This is a genomic window from Aeromonas sp. S5(2024), assembly GCF_041403025.1.
GTDB classification, from domain to species: domain Bacteria; phylum Pseudomonadota; class Gammaproteobacteria; order Enterobacterales; family Aeromonadaceae; genus Aeromonas; species Aeromonas hydrophila.
Genome location: NZ_JBGLRI010000009.1, coordinates 136,183 through 155,731, shown reverse-complemented (window position 1 = coordinate 155,731; position 19,549 = coordinate 136,183). Strand labels below are relative to the sequence as shown.

Here is a 19,549-nt window from a genome sequence, read left to right as displayed (position 1 = left end):
TCCGCATGTATTAATGGAGACGCTGATGGCTTGGAATGAGCCTGGTAACAACGGCAAAGACCGTGACCCCTGGGGGAACAACGGCAAGAATCAGGGACCCCCTGATTTGGACGAGATGCTGCGCAAGGTGAGCCGCCGGTTTGGTGGTCTGCTCGGTGGCGGCAAGTCTGGTGGTGGCGATGTAGGCAAGTTTGGCCTCTCCATCGCTCTGGTGGTGGCGGTAGTGGTGTGGGTCGTCAGCGGCTTCTATACCATTCGTGAAGCCGAGCGGGGCGTGGTGCTGCGCTTTGGCGAATACTCCCACAACGTGGATCCTGGCCTGCGCTGGAAGCCGACCTTCATCGACCGGGTGATCCCGGTGGACGTGGAGTCCGTGCGTTCCCTGCCCGCCTCCGGCTTCATGCTGACCCAGGACGAGAACGTGGTGCGGGTCGAGATGGACGTGCAGTATCGCGTGGTCGACCCGGAGCAGTATCTGTTCAGCGTGACCAATGCCGACGAGAGTCTGAGCCAGGCCACCGACAGCGCCCTGCGTTACGTGGTGGGCCACACCCGGATGGACGACGTGCTGACCACCGGTCGTGAGAAGGTGCGCCAGGAGACCTGGCAGGTGATCGACAGCATCATCGAGCCGTATCACATGGGTCTGCAGATCGTCGACGTCAACTTCCTGCCGGCACGTCCGCCGGAAGAGGTGAAAGATGCCTTCGATGACGCCATCTCCGCCCAGGAAGATGAACAGCGCTTCATTCGTGAAGCCGAAGCCTATGCCCGTGAAGTGGAGCCGAAGGCCCGTGGCCAGGTCAAGCGTCTGGAGCAGGAGGCCGAAGCCTACAAGTCCCAGATCGTGCTGAAGGCCAAGGGTGAAGTCGCTCGCTTCAACGAGTTGCTGCCCCAGTATCAGGCTGCGCCCGAGCTGACCCGTGATCGTATCTACCTGGAGACCATGGAAGAGTTGTATCAGCAGGCCAACAAGGTGGTGGTCGACATGCCGGCTGGCAACAACAGCATGATCTATCTGCCGCTCGACAAGCTTTCCGGCAAGGCGACCGCAGTGCAACCGGCGCGTCCGGCAGGTGCGCCGGTGGTGGAACAGACCCCGCCGTCCAACGAAGGGGCCAACTCCACTCCGACTCCGCTGCGTAGCGGCGACCGTTTCAGCTCAGGGAGAAACTAATAGATGAAAAAGATAGCTATTGGTGTCATCGCTGTGGCCGCCATGGTCTGCTTCTCGTCGGTTTTCATCGTCGATGAAGGCCAGAAGGGCATCGTCGTGCAGTTCGGCAAGGTGAAGCGGGTCGACTCCGGTGAGCCGCGCCTGTACGAGCCGGGCCTGCACTTCAAGGTGCCGCTCATCGACCAGGTACGCAAGATGGATGCCCGCATCCAGACCCTGGAAGGCCAGGCGGATCGCTTCGTTACGTCCGAGAAGAAAGACCTCATCATCGACTCCTACGTGAAGTGGAAGATCGAGGACTTCTCCAAGTACTACCTGGCGACCGGTGGTGGCAACAAGATCCAGGCCGAAGACCTGCTCAAGCGCAAGATCAATAACGGTCTGCGTTCCGAGATCGGTAACCGCACCATCAAGGACATCGTCTCCGGTGAGCGCAGTACCGTGATGGAAGATGCCTTGATGAAGATGGCGCGCTCCTCCGAGCTTGGCATCAAGGTGGTGGATGTGCGCATCAAGCAGATCAACCTGCCGGTGGAAGTTTCCAGTTCCATATATCAGCGGATGCGTGCCGAGCGGACTGCGGTAGCCCGTGAGCATCGCTCCCAGGGCCGCGAGCAGGCCGAGATCCTGCGCGCCGACATCGACCGCAAGGTGACCGTGATGATCGCCGACGCCGAGAGTAACGCCCGTCAGCTGCGTGGTGAAGGGGATGCCGAGGCCGCCAAGATCTATGCCGACAGCTACAAGAAAGACCCCGAGTTTTTCAGCTTCGTGCGCAGCATGGAGGCCTATCGCAAGAGCTTCGCCGGTGGCAATGACCTGATGGTCCTCAAGCCGGACAGCGAGTTCTTCCGCTACCTCAAGTCGCCGCATGGCAGCAAGCAGTAAGCGAGTCGCAATGATACCCAAGGGCCTGATGATTCAGGCCCTTTTGTTTGGCGGTCAGGGGTTTGCCGGTGCTCTGGCAGCTTGTGGACATTGTGGTTGAGAGGAGAGTTGATGCTGACATCCATCTTGATGGGGCTGTGCTTGCTGTTGCTGTTCGAGGGGCTGGGACCGCTGCTGATGCCGCGCGCCTGGCAACAGATGCTGCGGCTGCTGAGCGAGCAGCCCACCGAGCAGCTGCACCGCATCGGCGGCTGTTTGGTGGTGGCTGGGACCGTGATTCTGTGGGCGCTGGCACGCTAGAGATGGTGCTGAGTGAGCCAGACTGTGTTTGCCGGACAATAAAAAAGAGGCCAAAGGGCCTCTTTTTTATTGTGCACCGACTGGCATCAGGCGCTGCGCTGCACCGCCATGTGGGCCAGTGTTGCCAACGCCTGTTTGTGCTGGGAATCCGGCAGGATGGCGAGGGCCGCGATGGCCTTGTCGGCCTCTTCCCGAGCCCGCATGCGGGAGTATTCCAGGGCGCCGGTACGGTCGAGGATGGCCAGGATCCGGTCGAGGTGCTCCATGCCGTTACGGTGCTCGATGGCATCGCGCACCAGCTGGCGCTCTTCCGGGCTACCCACTTCCATGGCCCGCAGCAGCGGCAGGGTGGGTTTGCCTTCGGCCAGGTCATCGCCGACGTTCTTGCCCATCTCGTCGCTCTGGGAGCAGTAGTCCATCACATCGTCGATGATCTGGAAGGCGGTGCCCAGATACTTGCCATAGTCAGTCATTGCCTGCTCGACGGGCGCGGGCTGATGGGTCAGCACGGCGGCGAGGCGGGTGGCCGCCTCGAACAGCTTGGCGGTCTTGCAGTAGATGACCGTCATGTAGCTCTCTTCGGTGGTATCCGGATCGTTGCAGTTCATCAGCTGCAACACTTCCCCTTCGGCGATGGTATTGGTGGCATCGGAGAGGATCTCCATCACCCGCAGGTTGGAGAGCTCGCTCATCATCTGGAAGGAGCGGCTGTAGAGGTAGTCGCCCACCAGCACGCTGGCGGCATTGCCAAACAGGGCGTTGGCGGTTTCCCGGCCGCGGCGCAGGTCGGATTCGTCGACCACGTCGTCGTGCAGCAGGGTGGAAGTATGAATGAATTCGATGATGGCAGCCAGTTTCAGGTGATCTTCACCTTCGTATCCCAGTGCGCGGGCGGCCATGACGGTCAGCATGGGGCGCATCCGTTTCCCGCCTGCACTGACAATATAGAAACCCAGCTGGTTGATCAGGCTGACATCGGACTGGAGTCTCGCCAGGATCAATTCATTGACCGCCGTCATGTCGGCGGCACAGAGCGCACGGATAGTCTGTTGGTCCATAAGTCTCGTAACGTGACGGCAGTGATGACTGCGATTTTAGCAATGGCGGGGATTCTACACGATTTCACAATGGGTTACAGTTAAGCGTTTGTTCACGGCGGCAGATATGCGCACAAAATAAACTTTTTGCTAAATTGGCCTTGCCTGAGCAAATCGATTTGCGTAGAATGCCGGCCCATTGTTATAGGTTTTTGCGCGTGTCTGGCCTTGAGCAAAAGACACGCCTTTACGGAGTTAATCAAATGTACGCGGTATTCCAAAGCGGCGGAAAACAACACCGTGTGGCCGAAGGTCAAATCGTTCGTCTGGAAAAGCTGAACGTTGAGACTGGCGCTACCATCGACTTCAACGAAGTGCTGATGGTTGCTGCAGGCGACACTTTTAAAGTAGGTGCTCCTTTCGTTGAAGGTGGCAAGGTTGTAGCTGAAGTTGTGGCTCACGGCCGTGGCGAGAAAGTGACTATCGTCAAGTTCCGTCGTCGTAAGCACCACCGTAAGCAAGCGGGCCACCGTCAGTGGTTCACTGAAGTCAAAATCACTGGCATCAGCGCTTAATTAGAGGAGTACGATAGATGGCACACAAAAAAGCTGGCGGTTCATCCCGCAACGGCCGCGATTCAGAAGCTAAACGCCTGGGCGTGAAGCGTTTCGGCGGCGAAACAGTTCTGGCTGGCAGCATCATCGTTCGTCAGCGTGGTACTAAGTTCCACGCCGGTACCAACGTTGGTCTGGGCAAGGATCACACCCTGTTCGCTACTGCGACTGGTAAAATCCTGTTCGAAGTTAAAGGTCCGCTGAACCGTAAGTACGTTAGCATCGTTGCTGAGTAATTACGGACCGCAAGGATCCGAAGCCCCGCCAACAGGCGGGGCTTTTGTTTTTCTGCAGCAGTTTACGAAAAAACGGCACGCAGCTGACCCTGGCTCTGAAAGGGCATGCTTGGCAAGATGCGTATCGCCCGCAGGGGTCTGTACCACTATAATTGCGTATCGGTTTTTCGAATTAAGGTGACGGTTACCTATGAAGTTTGTTGATGAAGTCCAGATTCGAGTCGATGCCGGTGACGGTGGTAACGGTTGTGTGAGCTTTCGCCGTGAGAAGTACATTCCGAACGGCGGCCCGGACGGCGGTGACGGCGGTGACGGTGGCGATGTATATCTGGTTGCCGATGAAAACCTGAACACCCTGATCGACTACCGTTTCGAGCGTTTTCACGCAGCCGAACGTGGCGAGAATGGCCAGAGCGCCAACTGTACCGGCCGTCGCGGCAAGGACAGGATCCTGCGTGTACCGGTCGGCACCCGCGCCAGCGATGAAGACACCGGCGAACTGCTGGGTGACCTGACCCACCACGAGCAGAAGCTGCTGGTCGCCAAGGGCGGCTTCCACGGTCTGGGCAACACCCGTTTCAAGAGCTCCGTCAACCGGGCACCGCGCCAGAAGAGCAACGGTACCCCGGGTGAAGTGCGCACCCTGAAGCTGGAGCTGTTGCTGCTGGCCGACGTCGGCATGCTGGGTCTGCCCAACGCCGGCAAGTCCACCTTCATCCGCGCCGTCTCCGCAGCCCGTCCGAAAGTGGCCGACTACCCCTTCACCACCCTGGTACCTAACCTGGGCGTGGTGCGTGGTGAGAACTCCCGCTCCTTCGTCATCGCCGACATTCCCGGTCTGATCGAAGGGGCTGCCGAAGGCGCTGGCCTCGGTATCCGCTTCCTCAAGCACCTCGAGCGCTGCCGCGTGCTGATCCATCTGGTGGACATCTGCCCGGTCGATGGTTCCGATCCGGCCGAGAATGCGGTGACCATCGTCCGGGAGTTGGAAAAATACAGCCCGGAACTGGCGAGCAAGCCGCGCTGGCTGGTGTTCAACAAGATGGACCTGATCCTGGAAGAAGAGGCGCAGGAAGTGATGGATCGCGTCAAGACCGCCCTCAATCATGAAGGCCCTGTCTACGCCATCACCGCCATCAGCAAGGAAGGGACCAAGAAGGTCTGCTACGACATCCTGGACCTGCTGGATACCATGCCCCGTCAGCTGGCGGAAGATGCCAAAGACGCCATCGAGAAGGTGGAGTTCAAGTGGGACGACTACCACAAGAACCAGCTGGCCAAGGCTGAAGCCGATGCGCTGGCCGCCTCCAAGGCGTTTGATGAATCGCTGGACGACGACGAGTGGGACGACGAAGACGATGATGGCGTGGAAGTCATCTACGTGCGTGACTGACCCGTATCCCGTGAGCGGTCGTGATACCGCCACCCGGTGCTGAGAAACCGGAGCCTTCCCAGGCTCCGGTTTTTTTTATGGGGATCGACCGGATCACCATATAGATATATTTCTTATGTCACTTATTGCCTGCCAACCGCAACTGATTATACTGCGCACCTGAATGTAACCTTGCTGAAACAATATGCTAACCAATTGCAATGAATTGATATGCGTATCTGCTTGCGTGCATTCTTATGGAAGGTTTGCCTGTATAAATATTTATGCTTGAAATGATCCATTAAAAGCTTGTTTGTGCATTTTATTGGGGTATTCTTGCGCCCGTTTTGCCGGGCGAGAGCATGGATATGCAGGTTTGCCTGGCTAAGGAAAAGTAACATTAAGGCTGTAGACCATGCTGGAAAAGACTCTGCAAGCACCTGCTCTCAATACCCGCCGCAACGTGCTGATGTTCCTGGTCCCGTCACTCATCGGGATCCTGCTGTTCATGACCCCCGTCATCTATGACGGAAACGTCACCATCCCCGTGGCTGTGCTGGCGAAGCTGGTACAAACGGTGTTTGCCGATTATCTGGTGGCCATGGTCAGCGCCATCATCACCACCACCATGCTGATGACGCTGGTAGCCTGGCTGTTCAAGCCGGCGATCCTGGTCAGGCGCCCCTTCCTCAACAGCCTGTTCAACGTCTCTCCCTTCTGGGCCTGCGTTCGGGTACTGGGCGGCATCTTCGTGTTGCTGACCTTCTTCGAGGCGGGCCCGGCGGCCCTGCGCTCCGATGCGACCGGCGGCCTGGTGCTGCATGATCTGCTGCCGGTGCTGTTCTCCGTCTTCATCTTCGCCGGCCTGCTGCTGCCCTTGCTGCTCGATTTCGGTCTGCTGGAGTTTGTCGGCACCATGATGACCCGCATCATGCGCCCGGTGTTCCGTCTGCCCGGTCGCTCCGCGGTGGACTGTTTCGCCTCCTGGCTGGGGGATGGCAGTGTCGGCATCCTGCTGACCAGCAAACAGTACGAAGGCAAGTTCTACACCCAGCGGGAAGCGGCCGTCATCGGCACCACCTTCTCTGCCGTCTCCATTACCTTCTGCCTGGTGGTGATCTCCCAGGTTCGACTGGAGCACATGTTCGTGCCCTTCTACCTGACCGTCTGTCTGGCCGGGGTGGTGGCCGCCATCGTGGTGCCGCGCCTGCCGCCGCTCTGCTGGAAGAAGGATGTCTACAGCGACGGTACTCCCCTGTGTCGCAAGCAGGAGTCGGTGCCGCACCAGCACAGCGTGCTGAGCTACGGTTATGAGCGGGCCCTGACCAAGGCCGAGGGCATGACCGACATGGGGGCAGTGGCACGGGAAGGGGTGAAGAACGCGCTGGACATGATCTTCGGCGTGCTGCCGGTGGTGATGGCCATCGGCACCTGCGCCCTGATGCTGGCCGAGCACACCTCCATCTTCAACTGGCTGGGGGCCCCCTTCGTGCCCTTGCTGGAGCTGCTGCAACTGCCGGAGGCAGAAGCGGCCTCCAAAACCATCATGGTGGGCTTCGCCGACATGTTCATCCCGGCGGTGCTGGCGTCCACCATCGAGAGCGACATCACCCGCTTCGTGATCGCCGCCATGTCGGTCACCCAGCTTATCTACATGTCGGAAGTGGGCGCCCTGCTGCTGGGCAGCAAGATCCCGGTCAAGTTGTGGGAGCTGTTCGTGATCTTCCTGCTGCGTACTCTGATCACCCTGCCGGTCATCGCCGGGGTGGCCCATCTGCTGTTCTGATCCGGTTCGCGCCTTGTCACACGGTCAACTTCGGTTGGCCGTTTTTTATGGCCGGCATTAGACCAAAGTGAGTCTTTTATAGGCCTTGTTTTTACATTAATGTAACAGACTGCAAAAACACGCCAGCCGAGCAGTAGGCACTTCCAACCTATGTGGCCAGGAGTCACCCCATGACCTCACTGCTCAGCTACCGGGCCGGTCCCTGCGATCAGCCGTTGCTTCACCAGACCATAGGCGCCTACCTGCAACAGGTGGCGGAGCGTTTCCCCGACCGGCCCGCAGTGGTGGTGCGCCACCAGCAGATCCGCTGGAACTACCGTGAATACCTGACCCAGATAGACAGGTTGGCGCTGGGTCTGCTGGCGCTCGGGATCCGGCCGGGGGATCGGGTCGGCATCTGGTCGCCGAACAACATCGAGTGGTGCCTGGTGCAATTTGCCACGGCCCGCATCGGGGCCATCATGGTCTGCATCAATCCCGCCTACCGCAGTTACGAGCTGGCCTTTGCCATCAACAACGTGGGCTGTCGGGCCCTCATCTGTGCCAGTGCGTTCAAGGGCTGCGACTATCTCGCCATGCTGGGGGAGCTGGCCCCCGAGCTGGCGCACTGCCCACCTGGCCACCTTGCATCATCCCGGCTGCCGAGTCTGGAGATGGTGATCCGGCTCGGGGAGGAACAAAGCGCCGGTATGCTCAACTTCCCCGAGGTACTGGCACTGGGCGACCGGCAGGACCCGGCCTGGCTGGCCCGGGTGGCGGCCACCCTCAAACCCGATGACGCCATCAACATCCAGTTCACCTCGGGCACTACTGGCAACCCCAAGGGGGCTACCCTCAGCCACAGCAACATCCTCAACAACGGTCGCCAGGTGGCGCAAGGCATGGCGTTCAGCGAGCAGGACCGGCTCTGCATCCCGGTGCCGCTCTACCACTGTTTCGGCATGGTGCTCGGCAACCTGGCCAGCATCAGCGTGGGGGCCTGCGCCCTGTTTCCGGCCGAAGCCTTCGATCCGGCGGCCACCTTGCGGATGGTGAGCGAGGAGCGCTGTACCGCCCTGCACGGGGTGCCGACCATGTTCATCGCCGAGCTGGAGCTGGCGGAGTTTGACCAGTTCGATCTCTCCTCCCTGCGCACCGGCATCATGGCCGGCGCCATCTGCCCCGAGCCCTTGATGCGCAAGGTGCAGACCCTGATGCACATGACCGAGGTGACCATCGCCTACGGCCAGACCGAGTGCAGCCCCATCAATCACATGACCGCCATCGATGCGCCGCTGGACAAGCGGGTCACCACGGTGGGCCGCGCCATCGGCCACACCGAGATCAAGCTGGTCGACCCCAGCGGAGAGATAGTCGCCATCGGTGAGCGGGGCGAGATCTGCTGTCGCAGCAACGGGGTGATGCAGGGGTACTGGCAGGATCCGGTCAAGACGGCGGAGACCATCGACCAGGAGGGGTGGCTGCACTCGGGGGACATCGGCATCATGGATGAAGAGGGCTATGTGCGGATTGTCGGGCGCAGCAAGGAGCTGATCATCCGCGGTGGCGAGAACATCTATCCGCGCGAGATCGAAGAGCGTCTTTACGATCATCCGGCGGTGCAGGATGCGGCGGTGTTCGGGGTCGACAGCGAGCGCTATGGTGAAGAGGTGTGCGCCTGGATCAAGCTCAGACCCCGCCAGGAGGCCAGCGAGGAGGAGCTGAAACAGTTCCTGGCGGCCCGCATCGCCTATTTCAAGGTGCCCAGATATATCCGGTTCGTGGAGGAGTACCCCATGACGGTGACTGGCAAGCTGCAAAAATTCAGGATGCGGGAGCTGATGAGTGACGAGTTGGCCCGCCAGCACGCTGAGGCGACGGGCTGAGTAACGGTGACAACGGAAAAAGGGCCTGCGGGCCCTTTTTCGTCAGCGTCCAAGCGGATGTGGTTGTGCCGGTGTGCGGGAGCACTGCACCAGCAGCATGTGGGTGGTGAAGGTGCTGGTCTGGGGGAAGCTTGGGCTAAACCCCGTCACCGGATCGGCGACCCCCATGCTCATCTGGTGAGTGGTGATGGTGCGCTTGCTTCGATCGACTTGCTGATAGCCGTGGGGGCAGCTCAAGATCGCCTGTTGCTGGCACTCCTCTGGCGCGCCGCACTCGATCTGGAAGCGTTGCTGGGCGGGATTGGCGGAGGGGAGTTCGCTGACGGTGGTGGGCGCCGGCAGCAGGGTGCAGCCGGACAGCAAGATGCTGCCCAGCAGGCATATTCTGGGTGACATAAGAGGCTCGTTCTCGGTGAGACAAGAGAAGGGCCGGCTGGGACTCCCGCGCCGGCCGCGAGGCGCGGATCAGCGCGGTGTGATGCCCATATCGATCGGACACTGGATGGTCAGGGAGTGGACCGTGTTGGCGACGCGATAGGGCTTGGCCGCCTTGTAGACCTTCTTGTCTTCGTCGTAGCTGCCTCCCAGATACTGGGTGCTGTAGAGCGTCTGCTGGCGACGATCGGTCTCCTGGTAGCCCTGCGGGCAGGTCTGGTTGGCCTGCTGGAAGCAGGCGGTCATGCTGCTGCACTCGATGTAGAAGCCGCGCTGGCTGGCATCGGCCAGGAGCACCGGGGTGACGGTGGGGGCGGGGGGAGACAGCAGGGAGCAGCCGGACAGCGTCAACGCGCCCAGCACAATGAGATGTTTTGACATAGATAACCTGAACAGTGTGGTGTGACAAAGAGTGAGGGGGAGTCTATTGCTCCCCCTTCGCTATAGGGGCACCGTTATAACCAGCCGGGGACGCTCAGGCCAGTCCGCAAATGTAAGAAAATATGACCCGCCCTAGGCCAGCAGGGCGGTTTCATCCACCTGATCCAGCTGCTCGGGGGAGAGGAAGCGCTCGGCATAGTCGCGCCAGATGCCGCTGCTGACAAACAGGGCAAACAGGGCGGGATCGATGTGCTGCTCGCGCACCATGCTCTGCATGATGGCCAGCGACTGGGAGACCGTTTTGCCCGATTTGTAGGGGCGATCGCTGGCGGTCAGTGCCTCGAAGATGTCGGCGATGGCCATGATGCGGGCGGGGATGCTCATCTGGCTGCCCAGCAGCTGGCGCGGATAGCCCTTGCCGTCCATCCGCTCGTGGTGGCCGCCGGCAATCTCGGGCACGCTGCGCAGATGGCGGGGGAAGGGGAGGCGCTCGAGCATGCGGATGGTCTGGATGATGTGCTCGTTGATCTTGTAGCGCTCCTCCTCGGTGAGGGTGCCGCGGCCGATGGCGAGGTTGTAGCGCTCGCCGCGGTTGTAGAGGTGAGTGGGCACTCGCACCTTGAAGCCCCAGGGGTTGCGCTCGTCCAGCTGATCGTGAACGGGGCGGGGGATGAGGTGGGCGGCCTTGTCCGCCAGCAGGGGTTCGACGCAGGGCAGCGGCGCGGCCGGCTCGTTCTGGCGCAGCTTGAGCTCCTCCCGACTGATGCCGAGTCGATCGTCCAGGGTGCGCAGCCAGGTGCGGCTGGCGATGGCATCCAGCCTGGCCAGCTTCTCCGGCGCCATCCACTCACCGCCCAGGTTGCACTCGGCGACGAAGGCGAACTCCTGATCCAGGGTGCTCCAGAGCGGGGCCACCTCGCTCCTGGCCGCTTCCCGCTCAGATGCCGGCAGGCGGGCCGCCAGCGCTTCGATATAGCCGTCGCGTTTGAGCACCTCGAAGCGGGTGCGGATCTCGTGGATCCGGTCGTAGAGGGTCTCCAGCTTGGTGGCCTTGTCCACCACGAACTCGGGGGTGGTCACCTTGCCACAGTCGTGCAGCCAGCTGGCGATATGGATGGCCTCCCACTCCTCCTCGTTGAGCCGAAACTCGGCGAACGGCCCCTGCTGCTGGGCGCAGGCGGCTTCGGTCAACATCCGGGTCAGCTCCGGCACCCGCTGGCAGTGGCCGCCGGTGTAGGGGCTCTTGGCGTCGATGGCGCCAGCCATCAGCTCGATGAAGGATTCCAGCAGCTGTTTCTGCTCCTCCAGCAGGCGCTGGTTCTCGATGGCGGAGGCCGAGGTGCCTGCCAGCGCCTCGATCAGGCTGATGCGCGAGGCCAGCTCGCGGGCCGGGCAGTCAGGCAGGATCAGCAGCAGGCAGCCGCTCAGCTCCTGGCGATGGTTGCGCAGCGGCTCGGCCACCAGCTGGCAGGGGCCGGGGAAGGGGCCCCAGTCGGCCAGATACTGCTGCCAGCCACTCTGGTCGATGGCGAGGCTGAGCCGCTCGCCCCGGGCCAGCTCGCCAAACAGGGCCTGCTGCCAGCGGATCTGTCCGGCCGGCAGCGGCGCTTGGCGCCACAGCGCCTGTACCGCCACCATGCCCCGCTCCTGGGAGAGATAGAGGCATCCCCCTTCGGCCTGCACCGCGGCGATGGTCTCGTGCAGGATGCGGCTGAGCAGGGAGTCGAAGCGGTGTTCGGCCGCCAGCGCCCGCCCCATGTTCATGAAGTTGCCGAGGGTCAGCCGCATGCCGGACATGGTGCGGGCCAGATCATCGATCTCGCGGATGGCCGACTCGGGGACCCGGCTCTCGCCAAAATCGAAGTGCTGGATCCGTTCAGCCTCCTGGGTGAGCGCCAGCAGCGGGGTGGCGGTGCGCCGCGAGACCAGCCAGATCACCGGCAGCAGCAGCAGCAGCAGGCCCGCCAGAGCCCAACCCAGGTTGACCAGGGCTTCGTCCCGGGCCTGCTGATAGAGCAGGTCGGCCGAGACCAGCAGGGCGATGTGGAAGGGGGAGTCGGTCCCGAGGGGAGCGAGGTTGACCAGCCAGTCGCTGCCATCGGCGGCGGTCAGGTTGAGCTCTGCCGGCTCGCTCAGCAGGGTGGGCTGGCTGATGATCCGCTGCTGCAGATCCGGCAGGGCCGGGTGGGGCAGGGTCGCCAGCATGGGCAGCTGGCTCAGCTGCTCGAAGCTGGGCAGGTGTCTGGGATCGGCGGCCAGCAGGGTGGCGTACTCATCGAACAGGATCACCTGGCTCTGGGCGGGCAGCAGCAGCTTGCCGATCAGGGCCGACAGCCCCTCGACGCTGGTGTCGAGCCCGATCACGGCGCGCCGGTCGTCGCTCTCTACCGCCAGCGTCATGCCCGGCTCCTTGGTGGTGAAGAACAGATAGGGACTGGTGGTGGCGATCCCCGCGCGCCAGCGGGCCTGCTTGTACCAGTCGCGGCTGCGGGGATCGTAGCGGTAGTTCGGCATGGCACGGCGCTCGAGCAGGGTCAGCCGTTGATCGAAATAGAGAAATTCCCCCTTGCCCTGGCTGAGGCTCTGCACCAGCAGGGTACTGGCGGTCGGTACGCCCCCGAGCTGGGCTCTGGCCCGCTCGGTCAGCTTGCGCACCAGAAAGAAGTCGCCATCTTCGTAGCCGGCATAGACGGCCCCATAGCTGGGGCTGTTGGCCAGCACCTCCGCCAGTTGCGGCAGATAGGCCAGGCGTTCGGTCAGCGTGGTCATGGCGGCCAGCTGGCCGCTGCGCAACAGGCTGAGGGACATGCGGGCCGGTCGCTCGTTCAGCTGCAGGGCGAGGGCCAGCTGCTGGCGGTACTGCAGGAAGTTCTGTCGCTCGTGTTCCAGTCCCTGGCGCGCCCCTTGCTGGAACTGCAAGGCGATGAGGGCGCAGCCGAGCAGGGTGAACAGCAGGATGAAGAGGGTGGCGATATGCACGTAGAAGGGTTTACGACCTGGCCTGGCAGTTGTCATGGACACATCCTTGTCACACGGGCGATTGCAGAGACGATCAGCTTGCAGTGTGCCAACAGGATGACAGAAAACACAATAACCCATTCATGGATATCGGGATGTGGCTGACGGAAACGGCCCCTGCCGGGGCTCTCGGCGCTCGCTCTGGCCAATTTTGCCGGCTGATCACGTGATTCATTCAGGTATCCCGTGCTACATTGCCCCACTTGTTACTGGTCTGTGAATCAATGGAGTGACCCATGTCTGCCATCCCCTATTCCGTACTCGATCTGGTGCCCGTGGCCGAAGGCTCCCAGCCGGCCGAGTCGTTTCGCCGCTCGCTGGACCTGGCCCGTCATGCTGAACGCCTGGGCTATTGCCGCTACTGGCTGGCCGAGCACCACAACATGCCGGGCATCGCCAGCGCCGCCACCTCGGTGCTGATCGGCCATCTGGCCGGTGGCACCAATACCCTGCGGATCGGGGCCGGTGGCATCATGCTGCCGAACCACTCGCCGCTGGTCATCGCCGAGCAGTTCGGTACCCTGGCGTCGCTCTATCCGGATCGCATTGATCTCGGGCTTGGCCGTGCACCGGGCACCGATCAGCGCACCATGCGGGCGCTCAGACGCCAGCGCAGCGGCGAGGTGGATGACTTCCCGGCCGATGTGCGCGAGCTGATGGATTACTTTGGCGATGAAGTAGGGGCGGTGCAGGCGGTACCGGGGCAGGGGCTGCATCTGCCCATCTGGCTACTGGGTTCCAGCCTCTACAGTGCCCAGCTGGCGGCGGCCATGGGGCTGCCGTTCGGCTTTGCCTCCCACTTCGCCCCCGCCATGCTGCTGCAGGCGCTGGAGATCTACCGCGCCCAGTATCGCCCCTCCGCCCGCTGGCCCAAGCCCCATGCGGTGGTCTGCATCAACATGATCGCCGCCGACAGCGAGCGGGAGGCACGCTTCCAGTTCACCACCCTGCAGCAGCAGTTCCTGCGCCTGCATCGCGGCAACGCAGGCAAGCTGCCGGCCCCCGTCATCGAGCTGGGGGAGGAGTGGTCGGAGCGCGAGCTGGTGGCCATGGAGCAGACCCTGGCCCGTTCGCTGGTGGGCAACCCGGACCAGATACGTCACGGCCTCAAGGCGCTGCTGGCGGAAACCCGGGCCGACGAGCTGATGTTCAACGGTCCCATCGTCGATCATCAGGCTCGTCTGCGCTCTTTCGAGATTGCCGCCGAGTTGATGCAGGCGCTATAAGCTCGCCTGCCCGATACCAAGGCGCTATCTTGCACAAAGCGCCACCTCTGTCGCCCTGCTGTCAGGTGATCGAAAGGGGGCGTCGTGGGGAGGGAAGGCAGTTTTTTTTGAGCACGCTCTTTTATCTAATGCACTGAGTCCAAAGGAAAGTCAGGTTGGTGTCAGGGCGCTGTCGTGGCCCATGGCACCCGCCGGCTCCTATGCTGGCCCCGTCAATCAACCACAAGGAGTTCGAGATGATCGTCAGGAAGTTGAGATTGCAGCGGGGCTGGTCACAGGAGCAGTTGGCCGCCTTTACCGGCCTGAGCGTTCGCACCATTCAGCGGATCGAGCAGGGCCAGCAGCCCGGACTGGAATCCCTCAAGGCCCTGGCCGCCGTCTTTGAGCTCGAGGTGGCGCAACTTGACGGTACAAGCCAACAGGAGCACGAGATGAGAGGGAGTGACACGATGGAACGGGATGAGATACGGGTATCGGTAGAGGAGCGGGCCGCTATGCGTTATGTGGAGGGGCTCAAGGGCTTCTATTACCACATCGCCAGCTACCTGCTGGTGATTTGCGGGCTGTTTGTCATCAACTACCTGAGCAACCCGGGCTATATCTGGGCCTGGTGGCCGGCGCTGGGCTGGGGGTTGGGACTGATCTCCCATGCCATCAACCTGTTCCAGCCGTTCAAGCTGTTCGGCCCCGAGTGGGAGCGGCAGCAGATCGAGAAGCGGTTGGGGCGCAAGCTCTAGGGTGAGCGATGCACCATAAAAAACGGGCCCGGCAATGCCGGGCCCGTTTTGTTTTGCAGCCTATCTGGCGTAGGCGGGACTGTGAGTGGCGAGCAGCGCCTCGTCTTCATGGCACCACTGGGTGAGTCCCTGATTGCTCAGACGCAGTCCCCTTATCGTCACTTGGCGTAAGTGGGACAGGGGGTGGCGATCAGGGCGTCATCTTCATAGCGCCACAGGGTGAGGCTGTTGCCCCAGACACAGCCGGTGTCCAGCGCCTTGATGTCCTGCTTGCCGGTGTTGCCCATCAGGGCTGCCCAGTGGCCGAACACCAGGATGGGGTCATCCACATGGTGCTCGCGCTGCTCGAACCAGGGGCGCAGGCCAGGGGTCGATTCCTTGGGGCCCTTCTTGCATTTGAAGTCGAGCCGGCCGTCGAAATAGCAGAAGCGCATCCGGGTAAAGGTGTTGATGATGTAGCGGTAGCGCTCGATCCCGACCAGATCGTCCTGCCAGCCATCCGGCTGATCGCCATACATGTTGTGCAGCAGCCACTGGTACAGATCGCCGCGCAGCAGGCTCTCCACCTCGCGGGCGCAGTTGCGGGCGGTGCGGGCGTCCCACGCCGGGGAGATGCCGGCATGCACCATCATGATGGGCAGATCCGGGTGCTCCGCCAGCAGCGGACGGTGGCGCAGCCACTCCAGCAGTTCGTCCCGGTCCGGTGCCTCCATCAGCGCCTGCAGCTTGTCTTTCTTCTTGAGCGGGGCGACGCCATCGGCGACCGCCAGCAGGTGCAGATCGTGGTTGCCGAGCACGGTGACGGCCCGGTTGCCCAGCCCCTTGACGAAGCGCAGGGTATTGAGAGAGTCCGGGCCGCGGGCGACCAGATCGCCGCACAGCCAGAGCACGTCGTTAGCGGGATCGAACTCGGCCAGATCCAGCAGACGGCGCAAGTCGTCGTAACAGCCCTGGATATCGCCAACAAAACAGTTCGCCATGAAACCTCAGTTGATAATGTGGGGGACGGCCAGCGTAAAGGGCGCGATGGGCGCCTCGAATTGCTGCCCCGACTCGTCTTGCAGGGTATAACTCCCTTCCATCACCCCAAGCGGAGTGGCCAGCGGTACGCCGCTTTGATAGCGGAAGGTCTCTCCCTCTGCGATCACCGGCTGCTCGCCGACCACGCCGGGGCCTTCGACTTCCAGCATCTTGCCATTGGCATCGGTGATGAGCCAGCGCCGATGCAGCAGCTGCGCCGGGCCCGGCCCCAGGTTCTCGATCTCGATGAGATAGTGGAACTGGTAAGGGTCTTTGGAATCCGCCACATAACGGGGATATGGGCGGATCACGATGTGCGGAGTGGCCACGGGATCAGGCCTGTTGCTGATCCGCCAGCCAGTTGGCGATCATGACGAACTGCTCGAGGGAGAGATTCTCCGGGCGCAGGTTGCCATCGATACCAAGTTCGGTCAGCTGGGCGTCCGTGATGAAGTTGGAGAAGCTGTTGCGAATGGTCTTGCGGCGCTGGCCGAAGCCCTCGGTGCAGACCCGGTTCAGGCAACGAATGTCTTTCGCGACGATGGTCGGGTTCTTGTGCGGGATCAGGCGCACCACGGCGGAATCCACCTTCGGTGCCGGCTTGAAGGCGCCAGGGCCCACTTCCAGCACAGGCACTACCTGGCAGTAGTACTGGGTCATCACGCTCAGCCGGCCATAGGCCTTGCTGCCGGGACCGGCGGCCAGACGCAGGACCACTTCCTTTTGCAGCATGAAGTGCATGTCCTCTACCCGGTCGGCGAACTCGCACAGGTGGAAGATGAGCGGGGTGGAGATGTTGTAGGGCAGGTTGCCGAAGATGCGCAGCGGCCCCTTGCCTTCCCCCATCAGGGTGCCGAAGTCGAAGCGCATGGCATCGGCTTCGATGACGGTCAGCTTCTCCTTGAGGGTCGGGTGTTCGCGCAGGCGCGCCGCCAGATCCCGGTCCAGCTCGACCACGGTCATCTTGTCCATCTGGGAGGCGACCGGCTCGGTCAGCGCGGCCAGACCCGGGCCGATCTCCACCAGGTTCTGACCCGGCTGCGGATTGATGGCGGCCACGATCTGATCGATCACGTAGCGATCGTGCAAGAAGTTCTGACCGAAACGCTTACGGGCGGTGTGGCCCATGTGCACCTTGTTGCTCTGCACCTTACTGCTCATATCTTTTTTTCTCTACCATCTTGATGGCGTGGTTGATCGCGGTGATCAGGCTGCCCGAGTCGGCGAGGCCCTTGCCTGCCAGATCCAGTGCGGTGCCGTGATCCACCGAAGTGCGGATGAAAGGAAGTCCAAGGGTGATATTGACCGAACTGCCGAAGCCCTTGTATTTGAGCACGGGCAGCCCCTGGTCGTGGTACATGGCGAGTACCGCATCCGCATCCTTGAGGTATTTGTCCTGGAACAGGGTATCGGCCGGCAACGGGCCGACCAGATCGATCCCCTCCTGGCGAAGGCCTGCCAGGGCGGGTTCGATCACGTCAATCTCTTCACGGCCGAGATGACCGCCTTCCCCGGCGTGGGGATTGAGGCCGCAGACGTAAATGCGGGGTGTGGCGATGCCGAATTTGCTCTTGAGATCCGCATCCAGGATGCGGATCACCTTGCCGAGGCGATCCTCGGTGATGGCCATCGCCACATAGGCCAGCGGAATGTGGGTGGTCGCCAGCGCGACCCGCAGTCCCTCGGTCGCCAGCAGCATCACCACGTCGGCGGTGCCCGACTGCTGGGCGAAGAACTCGGTATGGCCGCTGAACGAGACGCCAGCCTGGTTGATGATCCCCTTGTGCACCGGCCCGGTCACCACGGCGGCAAACTCGCCGCTCATGTTGCCGTCGCAGGCGCGCTGCAGGGTAGCCAGCACGTAGGCGCCGTTGCCCTCGTCGAGCATGCCCGGCACCACGGCGGCGCCGAGGGGAACCGGACAGACGGTGAGGGTACCCGCCCGCTGCGGGTGGGCAGGCTGGTCGGCATCATAGGGCTGCAACTCGACGGGCAGCCCCAGCAGGGCGGCCCGCTCGCGCAGCAGCGCCGGATCGGCGATCACCACCAGCTGGTGCGGCCAATCCTGCTGGGCAATCTGCAGCACCAGATCCGGGCCGATCCCGGCCGGTTCACCCGGGGTGATGGCGAGACGACGACAACTCATCAGCTGCCGGCGCCTTCGATCTGGATGTAGGCCTCGTCACGCAGCTCGTCCAGCCAGGCCTGGGACTCTTCGGTGAAGCGACGGTTGTAAATCAGCTGATAAGCGCGCTGCTCCTGGGCCTTGTTGGTGGCATCCTGGCTGCGGCGCTCTTCCAGCTGGACGATGTGCCAGCCGTGGGTGGTGCGGAAGGGTTCGCTGATCTGGCCCGGTTGCAGGCGGTTGACCATGTCGCGGAACTCCGGCACATAGACGTTGGGATCGGACCAGCCCAGTTCGCCACCTTGCACCGCAGAGCCCGGATCTTCGGAGTACTTCTCCGCCAGGCTGGCGAAGCTGGCCTTGCCGCTCTTGATGTCGTGCAGGATGCCATCCAGCATGCCCTTGGCTTTTTCTTCGCTCAGGATGATGGAGGGCTTGATCAGGATGTGGCGGGCGCGCACTTCGGTCTGCACGACCTGCTGCTGGCCCTTGGTGTCGAACACCTTGATGATGTGCAGGCCGGCACCGGAACGCAGCGGGCCGACGATGTCGCCCTTCTTGGTACCTTGCACGGCCTCGGCCATCAGGGTCGGCATCTCTTGCGGGCTCATCCAGCCCCAGTCACCCCCTTCCAGCGCCTTGGGTCCGCTGCTCTCGGCAATGGCCATCTTGCGGAAGTCGGCACCTTGCTTGAGGGCGGCCAGGATACGTTCAATCTTGCTCTTGGCGGCGTTGAGCTGCTCGGCGCTCGGGTTGTCCGGCAGGGCAACCTGGATGTGGCCGACATGGTATTGCTGCTGTTGCTGACCCTGCTTGGCGAGGATGTCGACCACCTGCTTCACCTCCTGCTCGGAGATGTTGATGCGGCGGCGCACCTGATTGCGGCGCACCTCGTTCATCAGGATCTCGCGGCGCACCTCTTCCCGATACTGGGCATAGGTCAGCCCTTCACGGGCCAGCTGAGCTCGCAGCTGATCCAGGGTCATCTTGTTGTCGGCGGCGATGCTCTGGATAGCCTGCTCCAGCTGGGTATCGCTGATCTTGAGGCCCTGACGATCCGCCAGTTGCAGTTGCAGGCTCTCCTGGATCAGCCGATCCAGTGCCTGTTTGCGCAGGGTGGCGTCATCGGGCAGGGACTGGCCGCTCTCCTGGGCAGAGGCCTTCACCTTCTGCACCAGGGCTTCCTGCTGGCTGGCCAGCACCACGTCCTTGTTGACCACGGCAAGCACCTTGTCCATCAGTTCGGGGGCGGCGAAGGCACCCTGGCTCATGGCTCCGAACAGGCCTGCAGTCAGCAGGGAAATCAACGTCTTCTTCATATCCATCTCTCAA

General features: G+C 62.2%; 19 protein-coding genes. 10 read left to right on the top strand and 9 right to left on the bottom strand.

The window, feature by feature from the left end:
- Window positions 1-25 precede the first annotated feature (25 nt).
- From hflK to ACB032_RS17210, 3 genes are all read left to right on the top strand, one after another.
- Window positions 26-1,177: an FtsH protease activity modulator HflK gene (hflK, locus tag ACB032_RS17220; RefSeq protein WP_016349609.1), complete on the top strand. Its 1,152-nt coding sequence runs from the start codon at window positions 26-28 to the stop codon at window positions 1,175-1,177.
- A 3-nt stretch (window positions 1,178-1,180) separates the two neighbouring features.
- Entirely contained in the window at window positions 1,181-2,065 is an 885-nt protein-coding gene (hflC, locus tag ACB032_RS17215; RefSeq protein WP_011704867.1) for a protease modulator HflC, read from the top strand.
- Window positions 2,066-2,176: 111 nt separating this feature from the next.
- On the top strand, window positions 2,177-2,365 hold the full coding sequence (locus tag ACB032_RS17210; RefSeq protein ID WP_371138405.1) for a DUF2065 domain-containing protein: 189 nt from the start codon (window positions 2,177-2,179) through the stop codon (window positions 2,363-2,365).
- Window positions 2,366-2,451: 86 nt separating this feature from the next.
- Here the strand turns inward: ACB032_RS17210 and ispB are convergent, their stop codons facing one another.
- On the bottom strand, window positions 2,452-3,423 hold the full coding sequence (gene ispB, locus ACB032_RS17205; RefSeq protein WP_024944331.1) for an octaprenyl diphosphate synthase: 972 nt from the start codon (window positions 3,421-3,423) through the stop codon (window positions 2,452-2,454).
- Window positions 3,424-3,665: 242 nt separating this feature from the next.
- Here ispB and rplU point away from each other — a divergent pair, with 242 nt between their 5' ends.
- The 5 genes from rplU to ACB032_RS17180 all read left to right on the top strand — a co-directional run bounded on the left by rplU (window position 3,666) and on the right by ACB032_RS17180 (window position 9,275).
- On the top strand, window positions 3,666-3,977 hold the full coding sequence (gene rplU, locus ACB032_RS17200) for a 50S ribosomal protein L21 (RefSeq protein ID WP_005304210.1): 312 nt from the start codon (window positions 3,666-3,668) through the stop codon (window positions 3,975-3,977).
- A 17-nt stretch (window positions 3,978-3,994) separates the two neighbouring features.
- Window positions 3,995-4,252 carry a 50S ribosomal protein L27 gene (rpmA, locus tag ACB032_RS17195; RefSeq protein ID WP_005339028.1) on the top strand — a complete coding sequence of 86 codons (258 nt, stop codon included), beginning with the start codon at window positions 3,995-3,997 and terminating at the stop codon, window positions 4,250-4,252.
- A gap of 190 nt (window positions 4,253-4,442) precedes the next feature.
- The gene (cgtA, locus tag ACB032_RS17190) at window positions 4,443-5,645 is read left to right on the top strand and encodes an Obg family GTPase CgtA (protein ID WP_011704870.1); all 1,203 of its coding nucleotides are present in this window, start codon (window positions 4,443-4,445) and stop codon (window positions 5,643-5,645) included.
- 394 nt (window positions 5,646-6,039) lie between these two features.
- Window positions 6,040-7,410, top strand: a complete 1,371-nt coding sequence (locus tag ACB032_RS17185) for a YjiH family protein (RefSeq protein ID WP_016349611.1) — start codon at window positions 6,040-6,042, stop codon at window positions 7,408-7,410.
- A 170-nt stretch (window positions 7,411-7,580) separates the two neighbouring features.
- Window positions 7,581-9,275 carry an AMP-binding protein gene (locus ACB032_RS17180; RefSeq protein WP_371138404.1) on the top strand — a complete coding sequence of 565 codons (1,695 nt, stop codon included), beginning with the start codon at window positions 7,581-7,583 and terminating at the stop codon, window positions 9,273-9,275.
- Window positions 9,276-9,317: 42 nt separating this feature from the next.
- On the opposite strand, the gene ACB032_RS17175 is transcribed toward ACB032_RS17180, so the two are convergent.
- From ACB032_RS17175 to ACB032_RS17165, 3 genes are all read right to left on the bottom strand, one after another.
- Window positions 9,318-9,671: a hypothetical protein gene (locus ACB032_RS17175; protein WP_371138403.1), complete on the bottom strand. Its 354-nt coding sequence runs from the start codon at window positions 9,669-9,671 to the stop codon at window positions 9,318-9,320.
- A 69-nt stretch (window positions 9,672-9,740) separates the two neighbouring features.
- Entirely contained in the window at window positions 9,741-10,091 is a 351-nt protein-coding gene (locus ACB032_RS17170; RefSeq protein WP_371138402.1) for a hypothetical protein, read from the bottom strand.
- Between the two features lie 132 nt (window positions 10,092-10,223).
- Window positions 10,224-13,190 (bottom strand): HD domain-containing phosphohydrolase, encoded by a 2,967-nt coding sequence (locus ACB032_RS17165; RefSeq protein ID WP_371138401.1) that lies wholly within the window; start codon window positions 13,188-13,190, stop codon window positions 10,224-10,226.
- Window positions 13,191-13,345: 155 nt separating this feature from the next.
- On the opposite strand from ACB032_RS17165, the gene ACB032_RS17160 reads away from it, so the two are divergent.
- The gene (locus ACB032_RS17160; RefSeq protein WP_024944336.1) at window positions 13,346-14,335 is read left to right on the top strand and encodes a luciferase-like monooxygenase; all 990 of its coding nucleotides are present in this window, start codon (window positions 13,346-13,348) and stop codon (window positions 14,333-14,335) included.
- A 236-nt stretch (window positions 14,336-14,571) separates the two neighbouring features.
- Window positions 14,572-15,072, top strand: coding sequence for a 2TM domain-containing protein (locus tag ACB032_RS17155; protein WP_017410311.1), 501 nt, complete (start codon window positions 14,572-14,574; stop codon window positions 15,070-15,072).
- A 158-nt stretch (window positions 15,073-15,230) separates the two neighbouring features.
- On the opposite strand, the gene ACB032_RS17150 is transcribed toward ACB032_RS17155, so the two are convergent.
- The 5 genes from ACB032_RS17150 to surA are packed head-to-tail and all read right to left on the bottom strand — an operon-like array spanning window position 15,231 to window position 19,536.
- Window positions 15,231-16,052 (bottom strand): symmetrical bis(5'-nucleosyl)-tetraphosphatase, encoded by an 822-nt coding sequence (locus ACB032_RS17150; protein ID WP_371138400.1) that lies wholly within the window; start codon window positions 16,050-16,052, stop codon window positions 15,231-15,233.
- Between the two features lie 6 nt (window positions 16,053-16,058).
- Window positions 16,059-16,421 carry a Co2+/Mg2+ efflux protein ApaG gene (gene apaG, locus ACB032_RS17145; RefSeq protein ID WP_016349618.1) on the bottom strand — a complete coding sequence of 121 codons (363 nt, stop codon included), beginning with the start codon at window positions 16,419-16,421 and terminating at the stop codon, window positions 16,059-16,061.
- 4 nt (window positions 16,422-16,425) lie between these two features.
- Entirely contained in the window at window positions 16,426-17,253 is an 828-nt protein-coding gene (gene rsmA / locus ACB032_RS17140; protein ID WP_016349619.1) for a 16S rRNA (adenine(1518)-N(6)/adenine(1519)-N(6))-dimethyltransferase RsmA, read from the bottom strand.
- The gene (gene pdxA / locus ACB032_RS17135) at window positions 17,243-18,238 is read right to left on the bottom strand and encodes a 4-hydroxythreonine-4-phosphate dehydrogenase PdxA (RefSeq protein WP_113994695.1); all 996 of its coding nucleotides are present in this window, start codon (window positions 18,236-18,238) and stop codon (window positions 17,243-17,245) included. The genes rsmA and pdxA overlap by 11 nt, the downstream gene beginning before the upstream one ends.
- Entirely contained in the window at window positions 18,238-19,536 is a 1,299-nt protein-coding gene (gene surA / locus ACB032_RS17130) for a peptidylprolyl isomerase SurA (protein WP_011704881.1), read from the bottom strand. Before surA ends, pdxA begins: the two co-directional genes overlap by 1 nt.
- Window positions 19,537-19,549 lie beyond the last annotated feature (13 nt).

Bases quoted from the DNA above. Each gene is read 5' to 3' on its own strand.
- hflK (WP_016349609.1), top strand. From the start codon at position 26: ATGGCTTGGAATGAGCCTGGTAACAACGGCAAAGACCGTGACCCCTGG.
- hflC (WP_011704867.1), top strand. From the start codon at position 1,181: ATGAAAAAGATAGCTATTGGTGTCATCGCTGTGGCCGCCATGGTCTGC.
- ACB032_RS17210 (WP_371138405.1), top strand. From the start codon at position 2,177: ATGCTGACATCCATCTTGATGGGGCTGTGCTTGCTGTTGCTGTTCGAG.
- ispB (WP_024944331.1), bottom strand. From the start codon at position 3,423: ATGGACCAACAGACTATCCGTGCGCTCTGTGCCGCCGACATGACGGCG.
- rplU (WP_005304210.1), top strand. From the start codon at position 3,666: ATGTACGCGGTATTCCAAAGCGGCGGAAAACAACACCGTGTGGCCGAA.
- rpmA (WP_005339028.1), top strand. From the start codon at position 3,995: ATGGCACACAAAAAAGCTGGCGGTTCATCCCGCAACGGCCGCGATTCA.
- cgtA (WP_011704870.1), top strand. From the start codon at position 4,443: ATGAAGTTTGTTGATGAAGTCCAGATTCGAGTCGATGCCGGTGACGGT.
- ACB032_RS17185 (WP_016349611.1), top strand. From the start codon at position 6,040: ATGCTGGAAAAGACTCTGCAAGCACCTGCTCTCAATACCCGCCGCAAC.
- ACB032_RS17180 (WP_371138404.1), top strand. From the start codon at position 7,581: ATGACCTCACTGCTCAGCTACCGGGCCGGTCCCTGCGATCAGCCGTTG.
- ACB032_RS17175 (WP_371138403.1), bottom strand. From the start codon at position 9,671: ATGTCACCCAGAATATGCCTGCTGGGCAGCATCTTGCTGTCCGGCTGC.
- ACB032_RS17170 (WP_371138402.1), bottom strand. From the start codon at position 10,091: ATGTCAAAACATCTCATTGTGCTGGGCGCGTTGACGCTGTCCGGCTGC.
- ACB032_RS17165 (WP_371138401.1), bottom strand. From the start codon at position 13,190: ATGGGTTATTGTGTTTTCTGTCATCCTGTTGGCACACTGCAAGCTGAT.
- ACB032_RS17160 (WP_024944336.1), top strand. From the start codon at position 13,346: ATGTCTGCCATCCCCTATTCCGTACTCGATCTGGTGCCCGTGGCCGAA.
- ACB032_RS17155 (WP_017410311.1), top strand. From the start codon at position 14,572: ATGATCGTCAGGAAGTTGAGATTGCAGCGGGGCTGGTCACAGGAGCAG.
- ACB032_RS17150 (WP_371138400.1), bottom strand. From the start codon at position 16,052: ATGGCGAACTGTTTTGTTGGCGATATCCAGGGCTGTTACGACGACTTG.
- rsmA (WP_016349619.1), bottom strand. From the start codon at position 17,253: ATGAGCAGTAAGGTGCAGAGCAACAAGGTGCACATGGGCCACACCGCC.
- pdxA (WP_113994695.1), bottom strand. From the start codon at position 18,238: ATGAGTTGTCGTCGTCTCGCCATCACCCCGGGTGAACCGGCCGGGATC.
- surA (WP_011704881.1), bottom strand. From the start codon at position 19,536: ATGAAGAAGACGTTGATTTCCCTGCTGACTGCAGGCCTGTTCGGAGCC.